12 protein-coding genes are annotated in these 15,163 nt (G+C 62.5%); 10 read left to right on the top strand and 2 right to left on the bottom strand.

Annotation, left to right across the window (positions count from 1 at the left end; all coding sequences use genetic code 11):
- Positions 1 to 154: 154 nt before the first annotated feature.
- Positions 155 to 2,038 (bottom strand): serine/threonine protein kinase, encoded by a 1,884-nt coding sequence (locus CABTHER_RS16300; protein WP_014101439.1) that lies wholly within the window; start codon positions 2,036 to 2,038, stop codon positions 155 to 157.
- Positions 2,035 to 2,724 carry a M15 family metallopeptidase gene (locus CABTHER_RS14560; protein ID WP_407060102.1) on the bottom strand — a complete coding sequence of 230 codons (690 nt, stop codon included), beginning with the start codon at positions 2,722 to 2,724 and terminating at the stop codon, positions 2,035 to 2,037. The genes CABTHER_RS16300 and CABTHER_RS14560 overlap by 4 nt, the downstream gene beginning before the upstream one ends.
- On the opposite strand from CABTHER_RS14560, the gene CABTHER_RS17835 reads away from it, so the two are divergent.
- The 10 genes from CABTHER_RS17835 to CABTHER_RS14625 all read left to right on the top strand — a co-directional run bounded on the left by CABTHER_RS17835 (position 2,606) and on the right by CABTHER_RS14625 (position 15,071).
- Complete coding sequence (locus tag CABTHER_RS17835) at positions 2,606 to 2,917, top strand: pentapeptide repeat-containing protein (protein ID WP_407060103.1); 312 nt, start codon at positions 2,606 to 2,608, stop codon at positions 2,915 to 2,917. The two genes, CABTHER_RS14560 and CABTHER_RS17835, sit on opposite strands and share 119 nt — an antisense overlap.
- Before the next feature lie 74 nt (positions 2,918 to 2,991).
- A complete protein-coding gene (gene msrB, locus CABTHER_RS14565; RefSeq protein ID WP_014101441.1) occupies positions 2,992 to 3,399 on the top strand; it encodes a peptide-methionine (R)-S-oxide reductase MsrB in 408 nt (135 codons plus the stop codon).
- Complete coding sequence (bshB1, locus tag CABTHER_RS14570) at positions 3,399 to 4,145, top strand: bacillithiol biosynthesis deacetylase BshB1 (RefSeq protein WP_014101442.1); 747 nt, start codon at positions 3,399 to 3,401, stop codon at positions 4,143 to 4,145. The genes msrB and bshB1 overlap by 1 nt, the downstream gene beginning before the upstream one ends.
- 82 nt (positions 4,146 to 4,227) lie before the next feature.
- The gene (locus CABTHER_RS14575; protein ID WP_014101443.1) at positions 4,228 to 4,533 is read left to right on the top strand and encodes a nucleotidyltransferase domain-containing protein; all 306 of its coding nucleotides are present in this window, start codon (positions 4,228 to 4,230) and stop codon (positions 4,531 to 4,533) included.
- 126 nt (positions 4,534 to 4,659) lie between these two features.
- On the top strand, positions 4,660 to 4,950 hold the full coding sequence (locus CABTHER_RS14580) for a nucleotidyltransferase family protein (RefSeq protein ID WP_014101444.1): 291 nt from the start codon (positions 4,660 to 4,662) through the stop codon (positions 4,948 to 4,950).
- Positions 4,947 to 5,297, top strand: coding sequence for a HepT-like ribonuclease domain-containing protein (locus CABTHER_RS14585; RefSeq protein ID WP_014101445.1), 351 nt, complete (start codon positions 4,947 to 4,949; stop codon positions 5,295 to 5,297). Before CABTHER_RS14580 ends, CABTHER_RS14585 begins: the two co-directional genes overlap by 4 nt.
- A gap of 184 nt (positions 5,298 to 5,481) precedes the next feature.
- Entirely contained in the window at positions 5,482 to 8,370 is a 2,889-nt protein-coding gene (locus tag CABTHER_RS14590; protein WP_014101446.1) for a helicase-related protein, read from the top strand.
- Entirely contained in the window at positions 8,367 to 12,779 is a 4,413-nt protein-coding gene (locus CABTHER_RS18000) for an Eco57I restriction-modification methylase domain-containing protein (RefSeq protein WP_455423202.1), read from the top strand. The genes CABTHER_RS14590 and CABTHER_RS18000 overlap by 4 nt, the downstream gene beginning before the upstream one ends.
- Positions 12,776 to 14,017 carry a hypothetical protein gene (locus tag CABTHER_RS18005; RefSeq protein WP_041570031.1) on the top strand — a complete coding sequence of 414 codons (1,242 nt, stop codon included), beginning with the start codon at positions 12,776 to 12,778 and terminating at the stop codon, positions 14,015 to 14,017. Before CABTHER_RS18000 ends, CABTHER_RS18005 begins: the two co-directional genes overlap by 4 nt.
- A gap of 67 nt (positions 14,018 to 14,084) precedes the next feature.
- Positions 14,085 to 15,071, top strand: coding sequence for an Rpn family recombination-promoting nuclease/putative transposase (locus tag CABTHER_RS14625; protein WP_014101451.1), 987 nt, complete (start codon positions 14,085 to 14,087; stop codon positions 15,069 to 15,071).
- Positions 15,072 to 15,163: the final 92 nt, after the last annotated feature.

The raw sequence follows: 15,163 nt of genomic DNA on the forward strand, positions 1-15,163 counted from the left end.
CCCCGGACGACAGACGGAATCACACGAATAAACCTCGACAGTTCAAGGCATAAGGCGTGATTCCCTGCGTCGGGACTTTCGTATAGGCGAGCTATGTGACGGAGATATGGCCAGAAACTGAAATCGGTGGGAAGGCTGTGGTTTCCGTCCGGGGTCAGAAGTCCTGGTCGAGTTCCGGCAGATTGAGCATCGGGTTGGTTCGGCGCTGGAGGCCGGCGTTGATGGACTTGATAAGCAGCGTCCAGCGTGCTGACTGCCCCTGCGCCGTGGCCATCAACCGCTGCACGGGTTCAGGCGAAGTCCGCCGCGCAAGGTCAATGACCTGCGGCGTCAGGGCAAACCGCCCGGACGGGAACGGCGCCGGCAGCGAACCGGGCGTCATGGTCAGCAGATGCCGGCGGTTGAGACCCAGCTTGACCAACCCGACGGTGTGCCGCCAGGCATTGCGCGAATCAAAACGGATGATGTCCGCCACAGCGGCGGCGACCGGCAGCGGCACACTCTGATCCAGCCGTAGCCGCGCTATCTCGACGATGTTGGCCTCGAGACTGTAGGACACCAAACTGACGGTCGGCGACTTGAGCGCATAGGTCATTTTGGTGAGGTCACCTTGGACGCTGACCGGGATCAGCGTGATTGCTCCCTGACGCTCACAGTCGAGAAAGGCCGCAGCCCAGATGGCCTGGGCCAGAATCGCGGCGCTCACCCGCGTCGGCACGTGCAGCAGCTTGGACCACGGATCGGCACCCACTGCCGGCGGTGCAAAGTAATCTCCAAACAGCAGGACGACTTCACTGGCTGCCAGCCCACCCGCCAAAGGCAATGCTGACGAGAAGGGAGAGGGAGAGGTACCGGTGCCACCGGGCGTCGGCGATGCCACTGGCGCTGGCGGTGGTTGTACCGAGGTTCCAGCCGGAAACGAGCCAGGAAAGGGCTGGGTGGAAAACGGTTGCCCTGACAGCGGCAGGCCCGAAGGGGGCGCAACCGACGGCGATGATGGGGCTGGTGATGAGGCTGGATTGGGATGCCCGCACTTTATGCAGAACTTGGCCGAGGCCAACAGCGGCGCCCCACAGGCGACACAGAAATGCCTTGCTGCTCCCGGAGAAGCCTGACCTGGTGCAGTCAGCGGCGGCGAAACGGACTGTTGGAGTGGGGCAGCGGACGGTACGACAGTGGCATCGAGGTCATCGGTCACGGCCCGCACGGCCTTGAACGCTGCCCGGAGCTGCCGCCGCATCTCTTTGGCGGAAGCCAGCCGCTCATCACGCGAAACCGTCATGGCCTGCCGTACAATTTCGGCGACCGTCCGTGGCACCTGGGGATTGACATCGCTGGCCAGCGGCAGCGGGTCAGGCTTGCCTGCCAGCAAAGCATCGGCCCGCGCCAGGGCATCCACCGGAGGCCGCCCGGTGAGCAGGCAGTAAATCGTGGCCGCCGCCGAGTAGAGGTCACTGCGCGGGTCTGTGGAAAGGCCGCGCATCTGCTCCAAAGAGGCAAACACCGGCGTAAACCCCACCAGGCTGCGCTGCTGGACGGCATCCCCGGATAAATCCCCCTTGGCCAGACCAAAGTCGAGCAGCACAAGGCTGTCTTCCGGCGTCAGCTTGATGTTCTGTGGCTTGATGTCCCGGTGAATGATGGGTGGTGTCCGTCCGTGCAGGTACTCCAGCGCATCAAGGAGTTGATCAGCCCACTTGGCCACCTGCGTCAGCGGAAAGGGACCACCGCGCTCCGTGAGCAGTTCGGCCAAATCCTTGCCGGGAATGAACTGCATCACCAGAAACTGCCCGCCTGCCTCGGCAAAGTGATCGAAGACGACCGGCAGGGCGGCATGCCGCAGACCATTGAGCAGGATGGCCTCGCGCTCGAAGGCAGAAACCAAGGCCTCGCCGGTCACGATCATCTGCTTGAGGGCGACCGTGCTCCCGAACTTTTTGTCCGTCGCCTGATAGACCGCGCCCATACCGCCCTTGCCGAGCAGTTTCACGATGGTATAGCGCTGCTGAAGGACTGTCCCCGGACTCAGCGGATTCATAGACGCGGATTGGATGGTGGCGTCTCCCCCGGCTGCACGGGCAAACCGGACGCGGGAATTTCAGAAAAGGGAATGTCCTGGACGCGGTATTGTCGCCAGTCCTTGTGATCAAAGTGCCACCACTCGTAGCGGTACACCTTGAAGTCATGAAGCTCCATGGCGGTGCGCAGCAGGTCGCGCAAACGGCGTTGTTCTTCCGTTCCGCCAGTGTAATCCGGGTGGGCGCGCTCGCTCATTTCGTCATAGTCGCTCGGCATGGTCACGAGTTCGCCGGTGTTCAGATCGTACAGGGACACATCCACCGCGCAGCCACGATTGTGCAGCGACCCTTTGGACGGATCAGCCACGTAGTCGCGCTTGTCGGGCGGCGTCAGTTCCCAAAACAGCTTCGTCACCCGCCACGGCCGGTAGCCGTCAAAGACCACAATACCGTAGCCGTGCGCCTTCAGCCACCGATGCGCCTTGACCAAGGCTTCCGCTGCCGGACGCTGCAAAAAGGCGCGCGGTTCGTCATACACCGGACGCCCGACGAAGTTGTTGGCCGTGGCATAGCGGATGTCGAGCTTGATGCTCGGATCGAGCTGGACAATCTCCACGAGTTCACTGGGCCGAAAGCTGCCGGTTTCGACCGGCAGCGTCACCGGCGCGTCTTTTACGGACGCATCCTTCACGGATGCGTCTTTCACGGGCGCGCCTTTGACAGGCGCTTCCTGGGGGGCCGAAGCCTGGACGGACTGGCCGTTGCCCCAACCACCGGCGAACAGCAGCCACCCGGCGACAACCCATGGTCTCCACATCATCACAGCATCTCCAGAAAGGCGTCGGCTACGCGGGCTTGAGCGTACACCACGGAACATGAAAGATGTGCGGCGCACATGACAAGCAAGGCGCGGCGGAAGGGTCGTTCAATGCCATTTCGCCGATGCCATGTCGTGGCATGGAGGGTTTCCCTGATGAAAACGTTTCCCGTTCAGAAAAACGAAGCCGAGTGGCAGGCGCAATTGACACCCGAACAGTACTACGTCACCCGCCTGAAAGGCACGGAGCGGGCCTTTACCGGCAAGCTGTACCGTGAAAAGCGTACTGGGACCTACCACTGCGTGGCTTGTGGCGCGCCACTTTTTTCTTCTGAAACCAAATATGACTCCGGCTCAGGCTGGCCGAGCTTCTGGGCACCGATCAGTCCAGAGGCCATTGTGACCGAACTTGATCTCAGCCACGGCATGCGCCGGATCGAGGTGATGTGCGCCCAGTGCGGCTCGCATCTGGGCCATGTGTTTGATGACGGCCCACGCGACAAAACCGGCCTGCGGTACTGCATCAACTCCATTTCCATGGACTTCAAGCCGGCCGAAGACTGATGTCAGCCATTGCGGACGCGGTGTGTGCCGTGGACGCCCTGGCCATCGGTGCACATCCCGACGACATCGAGCTGGCGATGGCCGGCACACTGCTGAAGTTGGTCGCCGAGGGCTATCGCACGGGTCTCGTGGATGCCAGCCGCGCCGAACTGGCCACCCGTGGGACGCCGGAGCAGCGTGCCACCGAAGCTGCCGAAGCGGCTGCGCAACTGGGCGCGAGCTTTCGCGTCAACTTGGGCTGGCCCGACGGCCACTTCACCGACCATGACGCGGCCCGCCGTGCGCTGGTGCGCGTCATCCGCCAGGCGCGGCCGACGCTCGTGTTTACACACCATCCGGCGGAAGAACATCCCGACCACCAGTGTCTGGCCCGGCTCGTCGCAGCAGCAGTTCACCACGCCCGGCTCGCCAACTATGACGCCGAAAGCGGCCTGCCGCGCTGGCGGACGCGGGCGCTGATTCACTTTCTGCCGCCGCTCAACCCGGCGGTTGCGCCGACCTTTCTCGTGGACATCAGCGCCCAGTTCACGGCCAAGTATGAGGTCATCAGTGCCTACGCTTCGCAACTGCACCAGCCGGGCAGCCGGGAGCCGCAGACGTACCTTTCGGCGCCGGATTTTCTCCGCCAGCGGCGCGCCGCGGACATCCACCGTGGCAGCCTGATTGGCGTTGCGGCGGCGGAAGGTTTCGTCACCGCCGCGCCGCTGCCGGTGGCCGACCCCATCCGCCTGTTTCTGAACCAGTAGCCGCGCATGGATAATGCCTGATTCAGGATGGCATTCGGAGACGTACAAAAACCCCTCTTCCGAATGGATTGAAGGAGGCGGGATGGTCAAGCCCAACCGGATCGAACCGATCATCCGGGAGTACCGGGATCAACTGACCAGGATTCTGGGTGAAGCGTTGGAAGCCGTTGTGCTCTACGGCTCCCATGCGCGTGAAGACGCACAGGAAGGTTCTGATATTGACATCCTGTGCGTGATGCGTCTCCCTTTTGACTACGGCACACTGATCAGGAACACGGCCGAAGCTGCCGCACGGATCAGCCCGAAGTACGATGTGGCCATTTCTACTGCGTTCGTGCTTTCCGAAGAGTATTCGCCTGGCTTCAGACACGAAACACCCCGTTTCTGATGAATGTTCGCCGTGAGGGTGTAACTGTATCAACGAGACCGGGGCGTTGTTGGGAAAGGCGAAGGAAAGCCTCGACGAAGCTCACCGCCGCCCACGCAGCCAGTCCCGAAGGGAAAGGAGGGGGCGATGACACCTGAAGAAGTTTTGAGAACCAGGCGGGAAGAGATTTTACAGACGTGCGCCAGGTACGGCGCTCACAACGTGCGTGTCTTTGGCTCAGTCGCTCGCGGAGAAGCCGATGAACAGAGCGATATTGACCTGCTTGTGGACTTCGAGCCGAACCGGAGCCTTCTCGACCACGCCGGCCTCTGGCTTGAGCTTCAGGAACGGCTGGGAGTCAAAGTGGACGTGGTGAGCAGTCGCGGACTCAAAGCCCGTATCCGTGAGCGGGTGTTGCACGAGGCTGTCCCGCTATGAGAGTCCCCGAAGAACGCCTGAAGGACATTCTGGAAGCCATTACCAACATTGAGCGCTACACCGTTCGGGGACAAGAGGCGTTTGAGCAGGATGAACTGATTCAGACTTGGGTTTTGTACCACTTTCAACTTATCGGGGAGGCGGCTGCACGACTCGGCAGAATCTTTCACGAGGCTCACCCTGAGATACCCTGGTCGCGGATTGTGGCCATGCGCAACCTGCTCATTCATGAGTACTTTGGGATTGATCTGCATGAGGTCTGGAAGACAGTGGAAAATGACCTTCCCAACCTCAAACAACAGATTGCCATGCTACTGAAGGCGCTGGGCGGTGACGCCCTGGAGTAAACCTGGAGTCAATACGCAGAACTCCCGGACAGCCAAGCACACGCGCATCCGCCCGGCATCAGGCCGGGCATCAGGTACGCGCTGCCACGGCAACTGGTCATGTGTTTTGATGCCCGCCACCCCGCAGCTTTATGCGACGGCAGGATGCCCTTCACCACCTGCAAGCTTCTGACGGAGGCCCCCGATGCACCCCGGCTCGATTGTCCGCTGCCGAAACCGCGAATGGGTCGTGATGCCCGCCGACACAGACGAATTCATCGTCCTCCGCCCCCTCACCGGCACGCCGGACGACGTGGTTCACATTCACCGGAAACTTATGAACCTCGTGGGCGGGGCCCTGCCGTTTGAGCGCATTACGCCCGCGTCCTTCCCGCTGCCCACCACCGAGGACGTTTCCGACGCCACCAGCGCCCATCTGCTCTGGCAGGCGGCACGGCTTACCCTGCGCGAAGGCGCGACGCCGTTTCGCTCGCTCGGCCGCATCTCCATCCGGCCGCGGACGTACCAGTTCGTCCCCCTGCTGATGGCCCTGCGCCTCGACCCCGTGCGGCTGTTCATTGCCGACGACGTGGGTGTGGGCAAAACCATCGAAGCCCTGCTGATTGCCAGAGAACTTCTGGATCGCGGCGAAATCCGGCGCTTCTGTGTCCTCTGCCCGCCCTACCTGTGCGAACAATGGGCGAAGGAACTCACCGAAAAGTTCAACCTTGAACCGGTCATCATCCGGTCGGGAACCGTCGGGCAGCTTGACCGCCAGACGCCGGCCGGACGCAGCCTCTACGAACACTTCCCCATCCAGGTGGCCAGCCTTGATTTCGTCAAAACGGAGCGCAACCGCAGCCAGTTTTTGCAGTTCTGCCCCGAACTGGTCATTGCCGATGAAGTCCACGGCGCGGCCGCCGCTCCGGGCACCAACCAGCAGGAACGGCACGAACTCCTGCGCGCCGTCGCCCGAAAAGCCGACCGGCATCTGATCCTGCTGACGGCCACGCCGCACAGCGGCATCGAAGACGCCTTCCGTTCGCTGCTCGGCCTGCTGCACCCGAAGTTCGGAACGTGGAATCTCCAGACGCTCACCGAAACCCAGCGCACCGAACTCGCCCGGCATTTCGTCCAGCGCACCCGGCGCGACATCGCCCAGACATGGCAGGAAACCGCCTGTTTCCCCACGCGGGAATCCACGGATGAAACCTACGCCCTTTCCGACCGGCACCGTGAGCTGTTTGAGCGCACCTATGCGTTCTGCTCAGAAATCGTGCGTACCGGCGCGCATCTGGAAAAGCGCCAGCGGCGGGTGCGCTACTGGGGCGCGCTGGCACTGCTGCGCTGTGTGATGTCCAGCCCGGCGGCCGCCCGCACGGCGCTGACCAACCGCGCCGGCGTGCCGCCCGAAGAAGAAGCCGAAGCGGAAGCCTTTGGCCGGCTCGTGTTCGAGTCGGCGGAAGACCGCACTGACGACGAAGCCCCAACCCCAGCCGTTGAGGCGGCCAACACCACCCTGCCGGAGACCGACCGCCGCCGGCTGCGCGAACTCGCCCGGCTGGCCGAACAACTCCACGGCCCAGACGACGACACCAAGCTGGCGCGGGTCATCGCCATCGTGCGCCGGCTGCTGAAGGAAGGCTTCCATCCCATCCTCTGGTGCCGGTACGTCGCCACGGCCGACTACCTTGCCGACCACCTGCGCCAGGCGTTGGAAACCGCCGCCCAGGTCGTGTGCGTCACCGGCCGCATGGGCGATGACGAGCGCCAGGCCAGAATCGCCGACCTCGACGCGGAACGCCCACGGGTACTCGTCGCCACCGACTGCCTCTCCGAAGGCGTCAACCTCCAGGAACTGTTCACGGCCGTCATCCACTACGACCTGCCGTGGAACCCCAACCGGCTGGAGCAGCGCGAGGGCCGCGTGGACCGCTACGGCCAAAGGGCCAGGCGGGTCAGGGTCATCCGGTTCTTCGGGCAGGACAACCCCATAGACGGCGTGGTGCTGGAGGTGCTGCTCGACAAGGCGCGGGAAATTCACCGTACGCTCGGCACGCACGTGCCCGTGCCCGAAGAAAGCGAAAGCGTCACCCAGGCCGTTCTCCAGGCCCTCTTCCTGCGCCAGGGGCGGCGGGCGCTAACGCGCCAGCTTGCACTCAACCTTGGCGTGTCGGAAGTAGAGACGTTTCATCAGCAGTGGCAGCAGTATGCCGAACGCGAGCGGCTCAACCGCACCCGGTTTGCGCAGCGGGCGCTCAAGCCCGAAGAAGTCCAGCGTGAAGTCGAGGCCACGGATGCCGTCCTGGGCGACCCCACTGCCGTGCGTCATTTCTTTCTTGCGGCGGCGCAGCGCCTCGGGCTGGCCGTTGCCCAGGAAAAACAGCCGGGCGTTTTCCGGGTGAGTCTTACGCCGGAAGCCACGGCCACGCTGCCCGAAGCCATCCGGCTCGCCCTGCCCTCCCCCAAAGGCGGCCGCTGGCGCATCAGCTTTGATTCGCCCACGCCCGAAGGGGCGGAGTACATCGGCCGCAACCACCGCTTTGTGGCCACGCTTGCCCGCTATCTTTTCGAGGCGGCGCTGAACCAGCCCGGCAACGCAACGGTCTCCCGCTGCGGGGCCATCCGTACCCGTGCCGTGACGGCACTGACGACCATCCTCCTGCTGCGCGTACGCTATCTGGTCGAGCAACTTCAGGCCCCAGCGCTGCTCTCCGAGGAAGTTCTGGTCCTGGCCTACGCCGGACTGGAAGCCGGTACTACCCGCTGGCTGGACACCAGTGATGCCCTCCGGCTGCTGGCGGAAGCCCAACCCGACGCCAACCTCTCTCTGGCGGAGAAACGGGAGCTGGTGACGCACATCCTTGACAATCTGGGCGCATGGCAGGCGGAGTCGGCTGAACGCTGGGGCGCCGCGCACCCGCTGCAAAGCGCTATCCGGGAGCACGTTGCCCGCCGCGCCAATGAACTGACTGAATCCCACAAGCGCATCCGGCAGGCCGTGGCGCTGCGCATACGCGGGCTTGCGGTCAAGCCACAGTTTCCCCCTGATCTTCTGGGAATTCTTGTTCTGCAACCCATGGTGTCACGATGAGCCAGCTCTCCGCCGTACGCATTGAAGGGGGGCTTCTGGGCCCCGATACGCTGGAAAAGCTCCTTGCCGGCGAGCTTCCCGGACAGAAGCTGCAAGACTTCGGGCTGGACGGCCGGCGCAGCCTGACGGATGAAATAGCCAGCGTCTTTGCTGATGCCCGCACCCAGTGGGAGGTCTTCCAGCGCCGGCTGGAGCGTCTGCCGAAGGACGACCCGGCCACATCCGTCACCCGTGATGCCTGGTTGATCCCGTTTCTGAGCCTGCTGGGCTATGAACTGCGCTACAACGCGCGCGCCCATGACATAGACGGCGCGACGTTCGCCATCTCGCACCGGGCCGGCGAAGCGGAGGATGCTCCGCCGGTCCACCTCGTGGGCGTACGGCAGGAACTGGGGCGGCTGGCCCCGGGCAGCCGGTCACGCCTTGCGCCGCATTCGCTGGTGCAGGAATACCTGAACCGGACCGATCACGTCTGGGGACTTGTCACCAACGGTCTCGTGGTGCGCCTGTTGCGCAACAGCACCTTTGTGCGCCGGCAGGCCTATGTCGAGTTCGACCTGCGCCAGATTCTTGAAGAGCAGCGGTTCGGAGACTTTGCTGTTCTCTACCGGCTGCTGCACCGCACCCGCCTGCCGCGCACGGCCGAAGATGCCCCGGACTGCCTGCTGGAGCAGTACTACCGGGACGCCATAGAACAGGGCGGGCGCGTCCGGGAGGGGCTGCGCGCCGGCGTGGAAGCCTGTATCAAACACCTCGCCAACGGCTTTCTCGCGCATCCGGCCAACGCGGGGTTGAGAGGGGAGGAAGAAGCGAGTGGCGAGTGGCGAGTAGCGAGTGGAAGGGAAGCGAGTAGCGAATGGCGAGTAGCGAGTGGAAGGGAAGCGAGTAGCGAATGGCGAGTAGCGAGTGGAAGTGAAGCGAGTAGCGAATGGCGAGTAGCGAGTGGAAGTGAAGCGAGTAGCGAATGGCGAGTAGCGAGTAGTAATCAACCACTCGCCACTCACCACTCACCACTCGCCCCTGAACCACTCGCCACTCACCACTCACCACTCGCCCCTTCCGCCACTCACCACTCACCACTCGCCCCCCACGACTTTTACCGGCAACTCTTACGTCTGGTCTATCGCCTGCTCTTCCTGCTGGTTTCCGAAGACCGGGGGCTGATTGGCGACAGCCCTCTTTATCGGGAGCATTACGGCGTGGCGCGGCTGCGGCGGCTGCTCGACCGGCACAGCGCCTACACCGACCATGAAGACATCTGGTGCAGCCTCAAGGTGCTGTGGAAGGTACTTTCCGACGACAACCTTGCCGCGTGCCTGGGCATGTCCCCCCTCAACGGGGCGCTTTTCGAGCCCCTTGACCTCGACCAGTGCAGCATCAGCAACCGCGACTTCCTCGAAGCCTTCTGGCATCTGGCGTATTACCGGGAAGAGCCTTCGGCGCCGCCCCGGCGCGTGAACTATGCCGCGCTGGATGTCGAAGAACTCGGTTCGGTCTATGAGAGCCTGCTCGACTACCACCCGCAGATTGACATGTCGGGAAGGGTGCCCCGCTTTGAGTTGGCGTCCGGGTCAGAGCGCAAGAGCACCGGTTCCTACTACACCCCGCCGGAACTCGTGGCGGAACTCATCCGTTCGGCGCTCGAACCGGTACTGGAAGAACGGCTGGCCGAGGCCAGGCGAATGGCGGATGAGCTACAGCGAGTGGCGAATGGCGAATGGCGAGTGGTGCGTCAGATGATTATCGAACGCTTTGGAGAACGCCATGGCAATTCAATCCTATCAAGACTTGGAAGTCTGGCAGAAAGCGATGCACCTGGCAGAACAGGTGTATCAGCTCACCGCGAGCTTCCCCCGGGAGGAACTGTTCGGGCTGACGAGCCAAATGCGGCGTGCCGCAACCTCGGTTCCGGCGAACATCGCGGAGGGCTGGGCCCGGCGGGGAACGAAGGAGTTTCTTCATTTTCTCAACATCGCGGCGGGCAGCCTGAGAGAGCTGGAAACTTACACTTTGCTGGCACAGCGGGTGGGACTGGCGGCTCCGGTGACAACCCAGCCGATACTGGACTGGATTCATGTACTCAGCAAACAGATGGTGAATCTTCAGCGCAGTCTCAGGAGGAGTTAGTTCCCCACTCGCCACCCGCCAGTACGGGCAGTTCCCGGAACTGCCCCTACCCCTCACCACTCGCCCCTGAACCACTCACCACTCGCCACTCGCTACTCGCCACTCGCCACTCACCACTCGCCCAAGCCCTCGCCGAACACACCCTGCTCTCCCTCCGCGTCCTTGACCCCGCCTGCGGTTCGGGACATTTCCTGCTGGCGGCGGCGCGGCGGCTGGGCAAGGAACTGGCCAAAATCCGTACCGGCAAAGACGAGCCTGATCCCGATCACGTCCGCGAGGCCATCCGCGACGTGGTGGCCCGCTGCCTCTACGGCGTGGACAAAAACCCGTTGGCCGTGGAGCTGTGCCGCGTGGCCCTGTGGCTGGAAGCGCACTGTGTGGGTAAGCCCCTCACCTTTCTGGACCACCACATCAAGTGCGGCGACTCGCTGGTGGGCGTCCGTGATCTGGCGGTTCTGGAAAGGGGCATCCCCGATGAAGCCTTCGCTCCGGTCAGCGCCGATGACAAATCGGCGGCTGCCGCTCTCAAAAAGCAGAACAAAAAGGAACGTCACGATCTGGAGACTAGGCAGGGGCAACTTCCGTTTGACCCGACGGACCTTCTGGCCGGGCTACAGGCACAGCGCCAGCAGCTTGAAGCCATCGCCGACGACTCGCCCGCCGACGTACGCCGCAAGAAAAGCCTCTATGATGACTATGACCGGGACCCGCAGCGCCGGAAGCTGGCTGAAGCGTGCCATCTGTGGACGGCGGCCTTCTTTCAGCGCCTGAAGCCGGGAGCCGCCCCGTCCGCCATCACCACCCAGGTCATCACGGACCATCTCGCCGACCGGCGGCATCCCCAGGCGGTGGCCATCGCAGAAGCCCTTGCCGCGGAGCAGCACTTCTTCCACTGGCCGCTGGAGTTCCCGGAGGTGTTTGGGGGAATGGCGAGTAGCGAATGGCGAGTGGCGAGTGGTGGGGAGGCGAGTGGCGAATGGCGAGTGGCGAGTGGTTCAGAAGCGAGTGGTGAGTGGCGAGTGGCGAGTGGTTCGGAGGGCAATTCACTACTCGCGACTCGCGACTCGCGACTCGCTTCCCTCCCACTCGCCCCTTCCCCCACCGGCTTCGACGTGGTGCTTTCCAACCCGCCCTGGGAGATGATTCAGCATGACCCGGAAGAGTTTTTTGCCACTCGTGAACCAGCCATTGCCGCTGCTCCCAACATGGCCAAGAGAAAAAAGATGATTGAGAATCTGCGTGAAACAAATCCATCTCTATACCATGAGTTCTGGAAGAAACAGCACGCCAATGACTGTTTCAAAAAATTCCTCCACTTTTCAGGGAGATTTATGCGCACTGGCAGGGGGAGGATGAACATGGCATATATTTTTGCTGAACTCAGCTCAATGCTCATGGCAAAATCAGGCAGGGCTGGCTTAGTGGTGCCAACGGGACTCATGACGGATTCGTTTGCTCAGGAGTTTTCTTCAAGCATTATCGAAAACAACCAACTTGTCAGCCTGTTCGACTTTGAAAACCGCGAAAAACTTTTCCAGGCAGTGGACAGCCGCATGAAATTCTGCCTGCTTACCCTGACCGGCGGGAGTGAGGAAGTGGGTAGCGAACAGGGAGCGAGTAGCGAGCGGCGAGTAGCGAGTAGCGAGCAAGTAGCGAGCAGCGAGCAGCGAGTAGCGAGTGAAGCGAGTAGCGAGCAGCGAGTAGCGAGTAGCGATCAACCACTCGCCACTCGCCATTCGCCACTCGCCAATTCCGCCACTCGCCACTCACTACTCGCTTTTTTCGCCACCCGCGCCGAACATCTCCGGGACCCACGCCGTGTTTTCAGCCTGACGGCCGACGATATTCGTGTCATCAATCCAAACACGCGGACTTTGCCAGTATTCCGTACCCGGCAGGATGCCGACCTGACGCGCGCCATCTACGAGCGTGTACCTATACTGGTCAACGAGAAGACAGGTCAAAACCCTTGGGGTATCAGTTTCAAATTGATGTTCATGATGAACACTGACTCGCACCTCTTCCGCACCCGCGCCGAACTGGAAAAGGAAGGCTACCGGCTGGTGGGGAACCGGTTTGTGAAGGAAGCGAGTGGCGAGCAGCGAGTAGCGAGTAGTGAGAAAGCGAGTCGCGAGCAGCGAGTAGCGAGTTGTAAGGAAGCGAGCGGCGAGTGGCGAGTAGTAATTCACCACTCGCTACTCGCGACTCACTACTCGCCAATTCCGCCACTCGCCACTCCTCACTCGCCAACACCTATCTTCCCCTCTACGAAGCCAAGATGATCTGGCACTACGACCATCGCTACGGCACGTATGAGGGCATGGATTCGCGTTCCGGCACGCAACTGCCGACCCCGGACGGGCGTCAGCATGCCGACCCGCAGTTTGTGGTGCAGCCGTGGTACTGGGTGCCGGCGGAAGAAGTCGCGGCCCGTCTGGGCGACTGGCAGCGCGGCTGGCTGCTTGGCTTCCGCGATGTGACCAACGCCACCAACGAACGCACCGCCATCTTCAGCCTGCTGCCCAGAGTTGGGGTAGGGAACAATCTGCCAATACTCCTGTGCCAAGAGAGCAACCACGTGCTGGTCTGTTGTCTATTATGCAATCTTAATACTCAGGTATTCGATTACGTAACACGGCAGAAAATTGCCGGGGTACACATGAACTTTTTCCTTGTGAGCCAACTTCCTGTCCTGCCGCCTGCGGCCTACACCCCGGAAGACCTGCGTTTTATCGTCCCGCGCGTACTGGAACTGACGTACACCGCCTGGGACCTGCAGCCCTTTGCCGACGATGTGTGGCAGGAAGCCGATGAAGCCTTGCGCGCCGCCATCCGTACCCAATGGGAAGCCAACCGCAGGGAAGCGAATGGCGAGTGGCGAGTAGCGAGTGGGAGAGAAGCGAGTAGCGAGCAGCGAGTAGCGAGTAGCGAACAGGGAGCGAGTAGCGAGCAGCGAGTAGCGAGTTGTAAGGAAGCGAGTGGCGAGCGGCGAGTGGCGAGTAGTAATTCACCACTCGCTACTCGCGACTCACTACTCGCCAATTCCGCCACTCGCCATTCGCCACTCGCCAATTCCGCCACTCGCCACTCACCACTCGCCTCTGAACCACTCGCCCCCTTCATCTGGAACGCTGCCCGCCGGGCGCAGATTCGCGCCGAACTCGATGCGTATTACGCCCGGCTGTACGGCCTGACGCGCAAGCAACTGCGGTACATCCTCGATCCGGCTGACCTGACGGAACGCGAACTGGAAGACATCCTTGACCCGTGGGAAGAGAGAGGGGCGGATAGCGAAGTAGCGAGTAGCGAGCAGCCACTCGCCACTCGCCACTCACCACTCGCTCCTGAACCACTCGCCACTCGCCATTCGCCAACTTCCCATTCGCCATCCGCCCACACCTTCCCCGGCGAAACCTTCCGGGTGCTGAAGGAAAAGGAAATCCGGCAGTTTGGTGAGTACCGCACCCGGCGGCTGGTGTTGGAAGCATGGGCAAGACTCACCGGCAGCGGGAATGGCTGACGATGTTCCGTATCGCCGATGCGCATGCGCGGCTGGTGCATCGCACTGACACCTGGATTTCCTGCCTATGACCGACGCGCCCTTTCACGACACCGGCTACAAGGCGCTGTTCAGCCTGCCGGAGCTTGTCCAGCAACTGATTGAAGGGTTTGTCACCCCGGACATTGCCCAACTCCTCGACTTCTCCACGCTGGAACTGGTGGCGGGCAGTTTTGTCACTCCGGCGATGCAGTCGCGGGAAGAGGATGTCGTCTGGCGGGTGAAGATGGCCGACACGATGCTGTACCTGTATCTGCTGCTGGAGTTTCAGTCCACGCCCGACGCGGCGATGCCGGTGCGGATGGTGCAGTACGTGGCGGCGCTGTACGACTCACTCATCAAGGAGAAGCGGGTTGACCCGCGTCGGCTGCCGCCGGTGTTGCCGGTGGTGCTGTACAACGGGGAGCGGCGGTGGCGGGTGGCGACGGACATTGGGGAGGTGATTGAGTGTCCGCCGGTGTTGCGTGCGTATCAGCCGCGGCTGCGGTACTACCTGCTGGACGAGGGGGCGTACAGCGCGCAGGAGCTGGCTGGGATACGGAACGTGGTGGCGGGGATATTTGCGTTGGAGAATGCGGAGGGCAAAGAGGAGGCGTTGGCGGTGGTGAGGCGGATTAGTGAGGCGTTGCAGGCGTTGCCGAACCGGGAGCGGATCGACCGGGTGCTGACGCAGTGGGTGAAGCGGTACTTGCAGCGGGTGCATCCTGGGGCGATGATGGCGGTGGAGGAGACTTTGGAGACGGGAGAAGGGACGATGCTGGCGACGAACGTACAGAAGTGGGCGGAAGCGTTGTTGCGGGAAGGTGTGCAGCAGGGCTTGCAGCAGGGTATGCATCGTGGGCAGCACGAGGGGAAGGTGTGGGCGTTGCGGCAACTGCTGCGGGTACGGTTTCCCGACGCCGACCTGACGCCCTACCAGTCGCGCCTGGACGCTGCCACCGACGCCGAACTGGAACATCTGCTGACCAAAGCCGCCACGGCCGCTACACTCGAAGAAGTCTTTGCGACACAATAACGCGGTTTCAAAACACCTCCGGGCAAGCAAAATAGCCCTGGATAGGAAACCACGCCCTTCAGGGGCTACGGGCTTGTCATCCGCCAGCCGGA

The organism is Chloracidobacterium thermophilum B (genome assembly GCF_000226295.1).
Taxonomy (GTDB): domain Bacteria; phylum Acidobacteriota; class Blastocatellia; order Chloracidobacteriales; family Chloracidobacteriaceae; genus Chloracidobacterium; species Chloracidobacterium thermophilum.